Consider the following 13,368-nt stretch of genomic DNA (forward strand, 5'->3'; position numbering starts at 1 on the left):
TTGATTTCTTTACATTTTCTAAACAAAATTTGAAGGATGGGTGTTAATAGTTCAATATTTACTTAAAGAATTAACACTATGGGAAATTTATTGTATTTAGTCGCAGTAGTATTGGTTATACTATGGGTGATCGGATTTATATTCCACGGCTTCGGCGATGTAGGCGGTATAATCCATGTTTTATTAGTAATCGCAGTAATTGCCATTCTGCTTAAAGTAATCGGCAGGGCGGCTTAAAAATAAAAAAGCCCTTTAAAATTTAAAGGGCTTTTTTGTTGATCAATATTTCTGCCAAATCGAGATCTGTTGGGTAAGTGATCTTAATGTTGTTTTTATCTCCTTCTACTAAATTTATCAATACACCATCTTGTTCAGCCACACTGGCATCGTCAGTAAACAGGGGAGTAAAAGGCTGTAAATATGCTTTTTTTATTTGTTGCAGATTAAAGGTTTGCGGGGTTTGAATGAGGTAAAAGTCTTCCCGGTTAACCGCTTCCGTATAAGCCCCCTTTATTTTTCTAATGCTATCGGTGGGCTTAACCGCCGCTACAGCATTCCCTTTTTCGGCAGTGGCGTAATAGCAAGAATCAATGAGTGCTTTAGAAACAAGCGGCCTTACGGCATCGTGTATCGCTACCAGGCCTTCACCATCAATTTGGTCTAAAGCGCTTTTAACCGAATAGAACCTTTCCTTTCCTCCATCAATTACCTCATGCGGAATTTGGAAATTAAATTCTTTACATAGATTAAGCCAGTTCTGATGTTGATCTGTATTTAATACTAAAAATATTTTAGGCTGAGATTCGCTTTGTGCAAAAGCTTTGATGGTATGCATTAACACAGGGAGGTTGTTAAGCAACAGGAATTGTTTTGGGGTTTCAGTCTGCATTCGGTTTCCTGAACCTCCAGCTACAATTATAGCGTAGTTTTTCATATTGTAGTATCAAGATACAAGTATCAAGTAGCAAGATTTGTGCTTGATACTTGATACTCACTACTTGAATCCAATTATATAATTAGCATGGCATCGCCGTAGCTATAGAATTTATATTTTTCCTTAACCGCTACTTCGTATGCATTCATTACATTCTCATAGCCACCAAAAGCACTGATCATCATTAACAGTGTTGATTCTGGGGTGTGGAAGTTGGTAATCATTGAATTAGCAATACTGAAATCATATGGAGGGAAGATAAACTTACTTGTCCAGTCGTTTGCAGCTTTTAACGTTCTGTTAGCCGAAACCGCAGATTCGATAGCTCTCATTGAAGTTGTACCAACGGCACAAACTTTTCTCTTATCTGCAATACCTTTATTTACAATATCCGCATCTTTCTGTTCGATGATAAATTGCTCAGAATCCATTTTGTGTTTGGTTAAATCTTCAACCTCTACCGTTCTGAAAGTTCCCAATCCTACGTGAAGGGTAACTTCTGCAAAGTTGATTCCTTTAAGTTCTAGGCGTTTCATTAATTCACGGCTAAAGTGCAATCCGGCAGTAGGAGCTGCAACTGCACCTTCATGCTTAGCAAAGATGGTTTGGTAACGTTCTTTATCTTCAGCAGTAGCTTTACGTTTAATGTATTTAGGAAGTGGAGTTTCACCTAAGATCTCTACATTTCTTCTAAACTCTTCGTCGGTACCTTCAAACAAGAAACGAATCGTACGTCCGCGTGAAGTTGTGTTGTCAACAACTTCAGCAACTAATAGATCGTCATCACCAAAATATAATTTATTACCCACACGGATTTTACGAGCAGGATCCACAAGAACATCCCAAAGACGTAATTCTTTGTTTAACTCACGTAACAAGAAAACTTCGATGGTTGCACCAGTTTTTTCTTTATTGCCATATAAACGGGCAGGGAAAACTTTGGTGTTGTTTAATATCATAACATCCTGGTCATCAAAATAACCTAAAACGTCTTTGAAAATTTTATGTTCAATTTTTCCGCTGTCTTTGTGTAAAACCATCAAACGTGCTTCATCGCGTTCTTCTGATGGGTTGTGCGCTACAAGTGACTCGGGTAAGTTGAATTTGAATTGTGATAATTTCATTCCTGATGAATTTTTTGAGGTGCAAAAATACGAATTTAATTTTTCTTTTTAGTATTTTATCAAACGCTTTTAGACTAAATAATGTTTTGGAGGTGTACAGGTCAAAATTATGGCATAGTAATAACATACTGCCATAAAATTAATTAGTTTTGAGCATAAACTGTAACCTTTTTACATGGAAGGTGTCTAAACCACAATTATGATAATTTTTAGGCTAATAGGCGAGAGTTTCCGTTTTGCATTTGATGCACTGCGCCAGAACAAGTTACGTACAATGTTGTCTTTACTGGCAATTACCATTGGTATCTTTACTATTATTGCTGTTTTTTCGGCAGTAGATACCTTTAGAAACAAGTTGCAGGCGAGTGTAGATAAATTGGGTTCAAACACAATTTATGTTCAAAAATGGCCTTGGAGTTTTAGCGATAATTATCCCTGGTGGAAATACATGAACCGCCCTCAGCCTTCTCAACGTGATTTTGTGGCGCTCAGAGAGCGGATGGAAAATGCACAGGGTATCACTTTTGAGATTTCAACCAGCGATAGAACCATCAAATACAGAAGTAGTTCTGTTGAAGGGATATCCATCTGGGCTGCTTCGCAGGATTTTAATAAAACCTGGAATTTTGAATTGCAGGATGGTCGCTATTTTACTGAAAATGAAAGTAATAATGGTTCTCCGGTATGTATATTGGGCGCTGATATAGCAGATGGACTTTTTAACGGTGAAGCCCCTGTGGGTAAACAAGTCCAGATTTTAGGTAGAAGACTCACGGTTGTGGGGATATTCAAGAAGGAAGGTGAAGATATGTTGGGTACTTCTCTGGATAAAAATGTAAATATACCTATCAATTTTGCCAAAGGGGTTCTGGATGTTCAAAGTGATCGTTACGGACCACAAATTACGGTAAGGGGCACAGATAAAGTATCTTTAGAGGAAGTGGAGAGCGAGTTAAGAGGCTTAATGCGTTCTATCCATCGGCTTAAACCAGGAGAAGAAGATGACTTTGCTTTAAATAAAACAACAATTATCTCCAATCAGCTGGATTCCATGTTCAAAATGGTCAATATTGCCGGATGGATTATAGGTGGGTTTTCAATTTTAGTGGGTGGTTTCAGTATTGCTAATATCATGTTCGTTTCTGTAAAGGAGCGAACCAACATCATTGGTATTCAGAAGTCTTTAGGTGCCAAGAATTATTTTATTCTGCTTCAATTTATTTTCGAATCCATTACACTATGCTTAATGGGTGGTGCACTGGGGTTGATTCTGGTGTACCTGGGTACTGTTATCCTAGATCAGGTAGCTGATGTACAAGTGGTACTTGGATTGGCCAATATAAACCTTGGCGTTTGGATTTCGGTGATTATCGGCACAATATCAGGTTTCTGGCCCGCTTATTCAGCTTCCAGGTTAGATCCGGTTGAAGCGATCAGGAGTTAGGTTTTTTAGTGTCTAGTATCTAGTATCAAGTATCAAGTATCGAGTATCAAGTATAAAGACCGGGTGCCTACTCGTTAAGTACTTAAGGCGAGTTAGGAACTTATGGTGGTTCGCTAGCTCAATATCAACTTTAAACTTTCAACTTTTTACGTTCAACTTTAAACTTTAAACTTTAAACCCTTTTAGTATCAAAAAAAATCCCCGTTAAAAGTAATTTCAACGGGGATCTTATATTTAAAAGGTTTCCTGTTATGCCAGTTTGCCTAATGCCTCTCTGATTCTTCTTAAGGCTTCAGTTAAGCTTTCATCTGATGCTGCATAAGATAAGCGAATATAATTGTCGTTTCCGAAAGAATCGCCGCCTACAGTAGCCACATGGCCAACGTTTAGTAAGTAGAGGGCCAAATCAGCAGAATTTTTAATTACGTTTCCATCTGCATCCTTTTTTCCGAAAAATGAACTGATTTCAGGGAAGAAATAAAATGCACCTTCCGGAAGGTTGGTTTTTACGCCTGGGATATCGTTTAACAAGTTGTAAACTAGCTCTCTGCGACGGGTAAATGCTTTTTTCATTTCCAATACGCTTTCAAGTCCTTGCTCGTAAGCCACAATACCAGCTCTTTGCGCAATAGAACAAGTTCCAGAGGTAGTTTGCCCCTGTAGTTTATCATTAGCTGCTGCAATCTCTTTATTTGCTGCAATGTAGCCTAATCTCCAGCCGGTCATTGCAAAGGCTTTAGAGAAACCGTTTACAATAATTACGCGGTCTTTAATGCTTTCAAATTGTGCAATGGATTCATGTTGATCAACAAAGTTGATGTGTTCATAAATTTCATCAGAAAGGATATAGATGTTTGGATGTTTTTCAAAAACTTTAACCAATGCTGCCAGTTCTTCCTTGTTATATACCGAACCTGTAGGGTTACAAGGTGAGGAGAACATAAACAATTTTGATTTTGGCGTAATGGCAGCTTCTAATTGCTCCGGAGTGATTTTGAAGTTACTTTCAATATCTGTATTAATAAAAACAGATTTTCCTTCGGCAAGCGTTACCATTTCAGAGTAAGATACCCAGTATGGTGTAGGAATAATCACTTCGTCTTCCGGATCGATTAAGGTTAAGATCACATTCGAAAGCGATTGCTTGGCACCTGTAGAAACTACAATTTGAGAAATGTCGTAGTCCAGATTGTTTTCCGTTTTAAGCTTGTTTACAATAGCTTGGCGCAAATCAGGGTATCCTGGTACTGGAGAATAACGCGTGTAGTTCTCGTCTAACGCTTTTTTTGCTGCATTTTTAACATGCTCTGGCGTATTAAAATCGGGTTCGCCAACGCTTAAGCTAATAACATTAATTCCTTTAGCAGCTAATTCGCGGCCAAGTTTAGTCATTTTAAGCGTTGCAGATTCTGAAAGATTGTTGATTCTTTGTGATAAGGTGCTCATGGTTAATTGCTTTGAGCGCAAATATATAAACCAAATATTATTCTGCACTAAAAAAGCCATAGTTTTTATCATTTATTTTAGGCGATAAGCGTATTTTTGACAAAAAAATATTCTTGTGTCGGTAAAAAAGAGAGCTATATTAATTTCCTTGCTGGTGAGTGTGCTGTTGATGTTAGCTAAATTTGCCGCCTATTTTATCACCGGATCTAATGCTATCTTAACTGATGCAGCAGAAAGTATAGTTAACGTTATTGCCGGAAGCTTTGCTTTCTACAGTATTTACCTGAGCACCCAGCCACGGGATGAAAATCACCCTTACGGGCATGGAAAGGTGGAGTTTTTCTCTGCTTTTGTGGAGGGAATCCTGATTTTGATCGCAGGTGTAGTCATTATTTTTAAATCTTCCTACAACCTGATTTACCCGCATGCTTTAGGACAATTATTACAGGGAACAGTAATTATTGGGGTAACCGGTATTGTTAATATGATTGTAGGGCTTTATCTGATTAAAGTAGGTAATGATGAGCACTCCATTACGCTAAAGGCAGATGGAAGGCATTTATTAACCGACACCTATACCAGTATTGCTATTGTTGTGGGCCTGGTGTTGATTCAGCTAACAAATATTATTTGGTTAGATAGTTTACTTTCTATCCTGGTGGGATTCTACATCGTTTATTCTGGCTATAAGCTCACCAGAGGCTCTGTTGGCGGATTGATGGATGAAAGTGATTTCACGCTGGTAGAAGAAGTAGTGGAGGTTTTACAAAAAAACCGGCATAGGCCCTGGATTGATGTGCATAACCTGCGCACCCAGCAATATGGGCCTGAATTCCATATTGATTGCCATGTTACCTTGCCTTATTATTTTGATTTAAATAAGGTACATAAAGAAATTTCCCAGATTGATGAGCTGATTAATAAAAGTGGTGTAAGAAAGGCCGAATTGTTTATCCATGCCGATCCTTGCCTGCCCGCATGTTGTCATTATTGCCATATGAGTGATTGTCCGGTGAGATCGGAGCCTTTTAAAGCTGAAATTGTCTGGACTCCGGAAATTGTAATCAAGAATAAAAAACATTTCGAAAATGAGCTACTTTAATGTAAGGGTATACGGCCTTTTAATCAATGCAAAGAATGAAGTTTTAGTTAGTGATGAAGAGGAGTATGGCTTTCGTTTTAGTAAATTTCCTGGTGGCGGTTTAGAATTGGGAGAAGGATTAATTGATGGCCTTAAGCGTGAGTTTATAGAGGAATGTCAGGCAGAAATAGAAGTACTTTCTCATTTTTATACTACTGATTTTTATGAAAAATCTTCCTTTAATGATAGTCAGGTAATCAGTGTTTATTATTTGGTGAAGGAAAAAGCTCCTTTGCAATTGGCTTTTAAGGATAAGATTTACGATTTCGATGCGGAAGGAGAGGTTCTTCAGGCTTTTCGCTGGGTTAACATTGCAACACTTTCTCTTGATGAAATTACTTTTAGGACAGATAAAACCGTTGCCCAGCTATTAAAGAATAAATTTGCGGTTCAGTATTAATCATATCCTGTTTTAAATCAGTACATCATGTCGTCAATTTCTAATCTTAGTTTAGCTGAACGCGATAAAAAGGTAATCTGGCACCCTTACACACAAATGAAGGATGCATTGCCTCACATCCCCATTGTGAAAGGAGAAGGCGTATATGTTTTTGATGAAAATGGCAAACGGTATATTGATGCAGTTTCTTCCTGGTGGGTAAATATTCATGGTCATTCGCATCCTTATATTGCAAAAAAGGTAACTGAACAATTGACAACTTTGGAGCATGTTATTTTTGCGGGTTTTACTCATGAACCAGCGGTTTTGCTTGCAGAGCGACTTTTACCCTTACTTCCCGGGAAACAGGAAAGGGTTTTTTATACTGATAACGGCTCTACGGCAGTAGAAGTGGCCTTAAAGATGTGCTTACAGTATTGGGATAATTTAGGTAACCCAAAAACAAAGATACTGGCCTTTAAAAATGCTTACCACGGCGATACCTTTGGCGCCATGTCGGTAAGTGGAAGAAGTATTTTTACCGATGCATTTAACAGCCTGCTATTTGATGTGGAGTTTATCGAACTCCCAAATGAAGAGAATATTAGTGATCTTGTTAAATATATTTCCAGCCTCCAGAATACTAGCTGTTTCATTTTTGAACCTCTAATTTTAGGGTCGGGGGGGATGTTGATGTATGAAGCAAAATACCTGGATCAGTTGATCTTAGCTTGCCAGAAGAACGATATTTTAACTATAGCTGATGAGGTAATGACTGGTTTTGGTAGAACAGGAACTTATTTCGCTTGCGAGCAACTTCATCACAAACCCGATATATTTTGTTTGAGCAAGGGTTTAACCGGAGGAACTATGCCTTTGGGTGTTACAACTTGTACTGTTGATATTTTTAATGCCTTTTTGAGTGACGATAAGTTGAAAACCTTATACCATGGGCATTCTTTTACGGCGAATCCGATTGCATGTGTGGCCGCATTGGCCAGTTTAGACCTCTTGTTGGAAAACACCACTTTAGAAAACATTCAAAGGATCTCAGCCCGGCACGCACTTTTTTTAAAGCAAATAGAAGGACACAAAAAAGTAAAGTCTGTTCGGCAAACGGGAACTATTATTGCCATAGAATGGAACACTGAGCAGGGAACTTCTTATTTAAGTAATCACCGCAATCAGCTGTATGCCTATTTTTTAGAGAGAGGTATAATTTTGAGGCCCTTAGGAAATATCATTTATATCCTGGCTCCCTATGTTATCAAGGATACGGACCTGGATTACATTTACGACACCATAAAAGCCGCCTTGGAAGAAATTTAAAATAGATGAAGAATCGCCAAAGATTCTTCATCCGTAATTAATGTTATTCGTTTTCCAGGTATTTTTTAAGGGCATCATTTACAAAGTAAGTCCATCCACCAACAAAACTGGTTTTAGCGAAATCAGGACCATTTTCAGCAAATGTTTCTAATCCTTCATGAGTAAGTTTAAGCAATGTTTTTTCTCCATGGTCAAAGAGTTCCCAACTTACGGTTGAGTTTCCTGGATAACCATCGTAGCGCCAGGTATAAGCGATTTTTTTTCCTTCAATAACTTCTACCACTTCGCATAAGTGCAGGTATTGAGGGCCATCTTCCGGGCCGCCAGAAAATTCAAATTTAAAGCCTACTTCAGGTTTAAATTCTTCCAGTTTAAAATACCAGGACTTTAATGCTTCATTTTGAGTTAATGCAGTCCAAACCTTTTCAATTGGCGCATTGTAAACACGTTCTACAATAACAGGGTCGTTTTTCATAATTTATGATTTTAATGAATCAGATTATTGAATTATTTATCCTTTTGATTTAAGTGCTGTTCGAGTGCGTCTAATTTCTTATTCCAGAATATGCTGTACTGTTCAATCCATTTAGCAACTTCCTGAAGTTTCTTGAATTCCATTTGGCAGTATCGATCTCTCCCTTCTTGCGTGATGGTAATTAGGCCGCATTCTTCGAGTAATTTGATATGCTGCGAAATGGCCGGTCTGCTGATATCAAATTGATTGGCAATCGCATTTAGATTCAGCTTTTTATGCGCAATTAACTGGATTATTTCTCTTCTGGTTGGATCTGCAATGGCTTGAAATACATCTCGTCTCATCTCGTTTAAAATAAAAGCGTAAGCAATTACTTACGAATATAAGTGTAAGTAATTGCTTACGCAAAATAATGAGGATCTTTTTTTATCCCAGGGGCATTTTACTCCAATCCATGTAGAGCAAGCTCCATCTTTGTCCGTCTAGGTCCGTAAAGCCACATCCATACATCCAGCCATCTTTAAAGCCAGGTTCTGCATATAGCGTTCCGCCTGCTTCCAATACTTTTTGAGCCATTTCATCAACCTCCTCTACACTTTCTGCATCGATAGAAAAAAGCACTTCTGTTCCTGAACGTTCATTGGAAAGTTTCGCACCAACAAAAGATTCGTAAAGCTGCTGTTCGAAAAGCATCAGCACGAAATTATTATCACCGATAAAGAAAGATGCGGAATCGGGCCTGCTTCCATATTCCAGATTGAGTTTGAACCCTAATTTAGAAAAGAAAGTTTTTGATTTACTGATGTCTTTAACGGGTAAGTTCAGCCAAATTGATTTAGTCATGATTTTGAGATTTGATTGATGTAAAGTTACAAGAGTCTAATCTTCTTTTAGATGACCAAAGGCGAAAAAAGAAAGGGGGATTTAGGACAATTATTGGAAAATTCAGATTTCGTATTTACTGGCTAAATTCTTAGGCGCTACATTACGGTAGGATAGGGTTAAGGCATCTTGAATGATTTCAGTGGGTAGGTCTGCCAGTTCAAAGATAGTCCAGCCTTGCCTTCCCCAGGCACCAGTTGCAGGATATATTTGTTTGGGCTTGAATGTACAAAATACAGACTGGTCAATTTCTGTTAACTTAAAGGATGCTTTCAGGGTTTTCTCATCAAGGGTTGCTATAATTTTTTTCTTTACCCTGAAGGAGGTTTTTTCAAAGTGCGGTTGCTCAGTTACTTCTTCAAATGCTAAAGCCAGGTTTTTAAATGTTGAAGCGGTCATATATATTGAATTAGTAATGAAGTTTAAAAAAATATCTTACCTGCAATTCCACAATTATAGCTTAAATAGCTTCTGTGGATTTTGTTCTGCGTGACTTAAAATCAGATTCAGAATATAATTATTGGATGGATATACGGAAAGACTATCTTTAACTGGTTCCAGACCGTCGGAAAGATAATTTTTGTCTCTAAAATATCCCATTCCGAAGAACTTGCCATTTTCTACCACGAGGCAACTCAATTCTTCTTCTTCTCTACCTTCATCTACTAAAGCAAAGCTCGGTTGAGCACGCTGAATATCCTGCAGCGCTGCGTTTAATTTTTTATTGTATACCGCTACGGTTTGAATACTGCTACAAGCGCCAAAGCACTGTCCGTTTTCATGGGCAACGCATTTGCTGAATTTTTTTTGAAGGTAGCATAACTTTGCACAAAGCTGGTATTTTTCTACCATCTGATTGAGGAAATTATAACCTTCCAGCAAGCTGTTAAAGCTTTGAAGCGATCTGTTATTGGTGTGGTGTTTGTCTATTGCGAGACGTAAATAACCATTTTGATCTTCAAAAATGCATAGGTCATATTTATGCTCATAGCGTTTCATAGCCCGGTTATTTTCTGGCCAAAGCCGCTTTATCTCATGTGCCTCTAGTATTAAAGCCATCAGTTCTGTACCACAGGTTACATAATCTACATGGTGAATGGTGCGTAAGAAATCCTGGCGCTGCTTATTAGGCTTGTTACCTGTGAAATGGCTGAAAACCCGCTTTCTCAAATCCTTGGCCTTTCCTACGTAGATAATCTTACCTTTTCGGTCTTTAAAATAATAAACACCAGGTTGCTGAGGCAAGTTTAAAATAACTTTTTTATCCAGGTGAGGAGGCAAGACTTGCTCTTTTGATGTTTTTTTTAGCATTTCAGCAATCAGGCCTTCCTGATCTGTTTCTAAAAGCATATTAAACAAAATGCTGGTAGCATCAGCATCGCCGGCCGCCCGGTGACGGTTATGGATGGGGATTTGCAAAGCGCTGCAAAGTTTTCCTAAGCCATATGAACTTTTACCAGGTAAAAGTTTGCGGCTAAGCCTTACAGTGCATAGTTTTCTACAGTTTAATTCGTATCCGTAAAGAGATAAGTGATGCCTGAGGAAAGAATAATCAAAATTGACATTATGGGCTACAAATACCTTATCATGAAGGAGTTGGTGTATTTGAAACGCTACCTCTTCAAATGCTGGTGCATCAGCAAGCATGGCATTATCAATACCGGTAAGTGCAGTAATGTAAACTGGTATTTCTCGTTTGGGGTTAATCAGTGTTGTATACCGTTCTACCACTTCATTACCATCATGTATATTAATTGCAACTTCTGTAATGGCATTCGCCGAAGCGTGGCCTCCAGTGGTTTCAATATCTACAATGGCGTATAACATATTCTGTATAAAAAATGAAATACAAATTTATGCTAAAATATTTAGTATGGAAAACGTTTTTGAATTTTTATCACATTTGCTTCAAATAAGATCTCTGCCTGACAAATCCTAACGTTTACGTATAAGCTTACTCAAATTTGGTTTAATGCCAAATGTTATGGGAACAGTACTAAAGGTTCTGTTCTGAATTTTACTTAACCCTTGCATGTAGCTGGTTTCTAAGAATAGGCTTACTCCACCCAGGCTGTATTCGGTACCAATACCCGCTTCTATAATGCCTGTTCCATTGGTTTTGTTATTCAAGGTAACCTTTTGGTTATTTGTATCCACACCAGCTTGAGGAGTGAGGATAAAACCACCTCCAGCGCCCCCATAACCATAGAAAGCCCATTTATTTACAAATTTTCTATAACCAAGTGCAACATTAAGCAAGTAAGTTGATGCTCTTCCTTCCTGAAGCGTATATGGATATCCCGTGTCGGCATCTATTTGATTGAATTTATAGGCATGAAGACTAAATTGTGGGTACAAAAATAACCCTCCATTTCCCAGGGCGAGATTTAATCCCAAAGTTGTAGAGAATTTAGGTTTAAAAAAATCAGCACTTTCTCCTACAGGCATTGCAAATCCAATCCCACTCATAGAATAGAGCTTGTCTGCACGGTTACTTTGTGCATAACCGTTTTTTGAAAAGAAAATAAGAGACAGTAAAAATATACCTGTGGCTGCTGATTTCATACGCTTAATTCTTAGAGGTGAGCTGTTTTACTTTTTTTAATAACTCGTTAATATTGAAAGGTTTTTCCAGGTAAAAATCTGGTTCATAACTTTGGGTAGAAATATATTTTTCGTCAAATCGGGCAGAAGCCATTATAACTGGAATATGCTCGGTTTGTGGATTTAACCTCAATTCTTTAAATACTGCCCGCCCGTCCATACCATTCAACATAATATCCAATATAATTAAATCCGGACGAAAATCCTTTATGGTTTTAAAGATGTATCGGGGTGAAAGCAAGGGATAAACTTGGTAATTTTCTTCTTGTAAAGTAAGCTGAAAAACATCCAGTATATCTGGATCGTCATCAACAACTAAAATCTTTTTCAATGTAATAGGTGTCTTTAAATAATTAATAAGTTACTGTAAAGACAAATAATTGACAGGAATGTTTTAGAACGGATAAAATACCCGGAGGGGGATTGTTCAATTATTCATTTGCTCACTTGTTCAATTGCTAACTTGCTTAATTGTTCAATTGTTCATTTGTTGAACTGCTTAATTGTTGGATTGGTTGTTTGGTTGACCTTTACCTATTGGTGCCTTTTGTATCTTGGTGGTAGATGTAACTAGTTCATTAGACATTTGTTCATTGGGTTGGATGCCTGCTCCAACCGAATTTTGCCGTGGTAATCAACTGGGGGGATGAACTCAATCGGGTAAGTTGGTAGGTTTTAATAAATTACTTTTAAGGAAAGTGGAGAAAAGCTCCTGATGACTTGCGGCAATAGGATAGGAGGTTTCTCCGGAAAGCAGAACCTGGTTGCCTAAAACGCTTTTAATGTGTTGTTTAGCAATGATGATGTTTTCACTAATCTGTAAAAATGCAGGGTGTTTTTTTAGCATTTTCATCATTTTAATAAGATCTAATTTTGCGCTCACATAATTTTTGTTCAGCGTTTTGAACTGAATTTCCTGGTGTGAGTTCTCTATTGAAATCAATTCGTCGAGATCAATTTTAATCAGACTTCCGCTTTCATCCTGCACGGGGATGTAGAAATAATGATCTTCAAAAACAGTTAAGGGATTAACATCTTTTTTGCCGTTCGGATATAGATTGCCAATGGTTTTGATAAAATTTAAAACGGAATAGGGTTTTAAAAGATAGGCATCTGCTTCTACTTTGAAGGCATCAATGGCATACCTGGTATGTGCAGTTGTAAATATTAAATGTTTGGTTTTTTGTCTCAATAAACTGGCCAGCTCAATTCCTGATATAGCGGGCATCTCGATATCCATAAATATAATATCAACCGGATTGGAAGCCGAAATTTCAGACAATGCTTGCAGAGGCTCCGCAAAGGTTTTGATAAGTTCTAAATCAGGTGAGTTTTCAATATATTCTATTAAACTCTCTAAAGAAGTAGGATCGTCATCAATGGCAATACAGGTAATGGGCATTTCAGTTGGTTTAGGAGATGAGATGTAAGTTAAATATATATTAAACTGATTTTGGGAGAAATTATTCTATTTAAAACAAGTTTGGATACTAAATTATCAATTTTTGTATTAATTACATGGATTTAACCGTAAATAATAATTTTTAAGTACGATTACCACTACGGAGAATAAGTGATAAACAGGCATGGCTATGCGAAGGTAATTGACT

At 37.6% G+C, this 13,368-nt stretch carries 16 protein-coding genes; 5 read left to right on the top strand and 11 right to left on the bottom strand.

Features of this window, described 5'->3' with window-relative positions:
* The first annotated feature begins 78 nt into the window (after positions 1-78).
* Positions 79-237, top strand: coding sequence for a lmo0937 family membrane protein (locus tag BMX11_RS24090; protein WP_139180130.1), 159 nt, complete (start codon positions 79-81; stop codon positions 235-237).
* A 22-nt stretch (positions 238-259) separates the two neighbouring features.
* Here the strand turns inward: BMX11_RS24090 and BMX11_RS05235 are convergent, their stop codons facing one another.
* Both BMX11_RS05235 and queA read right to left on the bottom strand, forming a co-directional pair.
* Positions 260-934 carry a 2-C-methyl-D-erythritol 4-phosphate cytidylyltransferase gene (locus BMX11_RS05235; protein ID WP_090882175.1) on the bottom strand — a complete coding sequence of 225 codons (675 nt, stop codon included), beginning with the start codon at positions 932-934 and terminating at the stop codon, positions 260-262.
* A gap of 74 nt (positions 935-1,008) precedes the next feature.
* Positions 1,009-2,058, bottom strand: coding sequence for a tRNA preQ1(34) S-adenosylmethionine ribosyltransferase-isomerase QueA (gene queA, locus BMX11_RS05240; RefSeq protein WP_090882177.1), 1,050 nt, complete (start codon positions 2,056-2,058; stop codon positions 1,009-1,011).
* Between the two features lie 199 nt (positions 2,059-2,257).
* Between queA and BMX11_RS05245 the strand changes: the two genes are divergently transcribed.
* The gene (locus tag BMX11_RS05245) at positions 2,258-3,502 is read left to right on the top strand and encodes an ABC transporter permease (protein ID WP_090882180.1); all 1,245 of its coding nucleotides are present in this window, start codon (positions 2,258-2,260) and stop codon (positions 3,500-3,502) included.
* A gap of 249 nt (positions 3,503-3,751) precedes the next feature.
* On the opposite strand, the gene BMX11_RS05250 is transcribed toward BMX11_RS05245, so the two are convergent.
* Positions 3,752-4,948, bottom strand: a complete 1,197-nt coding sequence (locus tag BMX11_RS05250) for a pyridoxal phosphate-dependent aminotransferase (protein ID WP_175474476.1) — start codon at positions 4,946-4,948, stop codon at positions 3,752-3,754.
* A 115-nt stretch (positions 4,949-5,063) separates the two neighbouring features.
* Between BMX11_RS05250 and BMX11_RS05255 the strand changes: the two genes are divergently transcribed.
* The 3 genes from BMX11_RS05255 to bioA are packed head-to-tail and all read left to right on the top strand — an operon-like array spanning position 5,064 to position 7,797.
* Positions 5,064-6,050 carry a cation diffusion facilitator family transporter gene (locus tag BMX11_RS05255; RefSeq protein WP_090882182.1) on the top strand — a complete coding sequence of 329 codons (987 nt, stop codon included), beginning with the start codon at positions 5,064-5,066 and terminating at the stop codon, positions 6,048-6,050.
* Complete coding sequence (locus BMX11_RS05260) at positions 6,037-6,489, top strand: NUDIX domain-containing protein (RefSeq protein ID WP_090882185.1); 453 nt, start codon at positions 6,037-6,039, stop codon at positions 6,487-6,489. The genes BMX11_RS05255 and BMX11_RS05260 overlap by 14 nt, the downstream gene beginning before the upstream one ends.
* Positions 6,490-6,516: 27 nt before the next feature.
* The gene (bioA, locus tag BMX11_RS05265; RefSeq protein WP_090882186.1) at positions 6,517-7,797 is read left to right on the top strand and encodes an adenosylmethionine--8-amino-7-oxononanoate transaminase; all 1,281 of its coding nucleotides are present in this window, start codon (positions 6,517-6,519) and stop codon (positions 7,795-7,797) included.
* Between the two features lie 43 nt (positions 7,798-7,840).
* Here the strand turns inward: bioA and BMX11_RS05270 are convergent, their stop codons facing one another.
* The 8 genes from BMX11_RS05270 to BMX11_RS05305 all read right to left on the bottom strand — a co-directional run bounded on the left by BMX11_RS05270 (position 7,841) and on the right by BMX11_RS05305 (position 13,160).
* On the bottom strand, positions 7,841-8,272 hold the full coding sequence (locus BMX11_RS05270; RefSeq protein ID WP_090882188.1) for an SRPBCC family protein: 432 nt from the start codon (positions 8,270-8,272) through the stop codon (positions 7,841-7,843).
* Positions 8,273-8,304: 32 nt separating this feature from the next.
* Positions 8,305-8,616 carry an ArsR/SmtB family transcription factor gene (locus tag BMX11_RS05275; protein WP_090882190.1) on the bottom strand — a complete coding sequence of 104 codons (312 nt, stop codon included), beginning with the start codon at positions 8,614-8,616 and terminating at the stop codon, positions 8,305-8,307.
* A gap of 82 nt (positions 8,617-8,698) precedes the next feature.
* Complete coding sequence (locus BMX11_RS05280; protein WP_090882192.1) at positions 8,699-9,115, bottom strand: VOC family protein; 417 nt, start codon at positions 9,113-9,115, stop codon at positions 8,699-8,701.
* Between the two features lie 102 nt (positions 9,116-9,217).
* Complete coding sequence (locus tag BMX11_RS05285; protein WP_090882194.1) at positions 9,218-9,553, bottom strand: MmcQ/YjbR family DNA-binding protein; 336 nt, start codon at positions 9,551-9,553, stop codon at positions 9,218-9,220.
* 54 nt (positions 9,554-9,607) lie between these two features.
* Positions 9,608-10,981, bottom strand: coding sequence for an exonuclease domain-containing protein (locus tag BMX11_RS05290; RefSeq protein WP_090882196.1), 1,374 nt, complete (start codon positions 10,979-10,981; stop codon positions 9,608-9,610).
* A 108-nt stretch (positions 10,982-11,089) separates the two neighbouring features.
* Entirely contained in the window at positions 11,090-11,719 is a 630-nt protein-coding gene (locus BMX11_RS05295) for a hypothetical protein (protein ID WP_090882198.1), read from the bottom strand.
* A gap of 4 nt (positions 11,720-11,723) precedes the next feature.
* Positions 11,724-12,089: a response regulator transcription factor gene (locus tag BMX11_RS05300; RefSeq protein ID WP_175474477.1), complete on the bottom strand. Its 366-nt coding sequence runs from the start codon at positions 12,087-12,089 to the stop codon at positions 11,724-11,726.
* Positions 12,090-12,410: 321 nt separating this feature from the next.
* Complete coding sequence (locus BMX11_RS05305) at positions 12,411-13,160, bottom strand: LytR/AlgR family response regulator transcription factor (protein WP_090882200.1); 750 nt, start codon at positions 13,158-13,160, stop codon at positions 12,411-12,413.
* Between the last annotated feature and the right edge of the window lie 208 nt (positions 13,161-13,368).

Origin of the sequence: Pedobacter rhizosphaerae, assembly GCF_900111155.1 — a bacterium.
Taxonomy (GTDB): Bacteria; Bacteroidota; Bacteroidia; order Sphingobacteriales; family Sphingobacteriaceae; genus Pedobacter; species Pedobacter rhizosphaerae.

Coding starts and splice junctions, on each gene's coding strand:
- BMX11_RS24090 (WP_139180130.1), top strand. CDS start 79: ATGGGAAATTTATTGTATTTAGTCGCAGTAGTATTGGTTATACTATGG.
- BMX11_RS05235 (WP_090882175.1), bottom strand. CDS start 934: ATGAAAAACTACGCTATAATTGTAGCTGGAGGTTCAGGAAACCGAATG.
- queA (WP_090882177.1), bottom strand. CDS start 2,058: ATGAAATTATCACAATTCAAATTCAACTTACCCGAGTCACTTGTAGCG.
- BMX11_RS05245 (WP_090882180.1), top strand. CDS start 2,258: ATGATAATTTTTAGGCTAATAGGCGAGAGTTTCCGTTTTGCATTTGAT.
- BMX11_RS05250 (WP_175474476.1), bottom strand. CDS start 4,948: ATGAGCACCTTATCACAAAGAATCAACAATCTTTCAGAATCTGCAACG.
- BMX11_RS05260 (WP_090882185.1), top strand. CDS start 6,037: ATGAGCTACTTTAATGTAAGGGTATACGGCCTTTTAATCAATGCAAAG.
- bioA (WP_090882186.1), top strand. CDS start 6,517: ATGTCGTCAATTTCTAATCTTAGTTTAGCTGAACGCGATAAAAAGGTA.
- BMX11_RS05270 (WP_090882188.1), bottom strand. CDS start 8,272: ATGAAAAACGACCCTGTTATTGTAGAACGTGTTTACAATGCGCCAATT.
- BMX11_RS05275 (WP_090882190.1), bottom strand. CDS start 8,616: ATGAGACGAGATGTATTTCAAGCCATTGCAGATCCAACCAGAAGAGAA.
- BMX11_RS05280 (WP_090882192.1), bottom strand. CDS start 9,115: ATGACTAAATCAATTTGGCTGAACTTACCCGTTAAAGACATCAGTAAA.
- BMX11_RS05285 (WP_090882194.1), bottom strand. CDS start 9,553: ATGACCGCTTCAACATTTAAAAACCTGGCTTTAGCATTTGAAGAAGTA.
- BMX11_RS05290 (WP_090882196.1), bottom strand. CDS start 10,981: ATGTTATACGCCATTGTAGATATTGAAACCACTGGAGGCCACGCTTCG.
- BMX11_RS05295 (WP_090882198.1), bottom strand. CDS start 11,719: ATGAAATCAGCAGCCACAGGTATATTTTTACTGTCTCTTATTTTCTTT.
- BMX11_RS05305 (WP_090882200.1), bottom strand. CDS start 13,160: ATGCCCATTACCTGTATTGCCATTGATGACGATCCTACTTCTTTAGAG.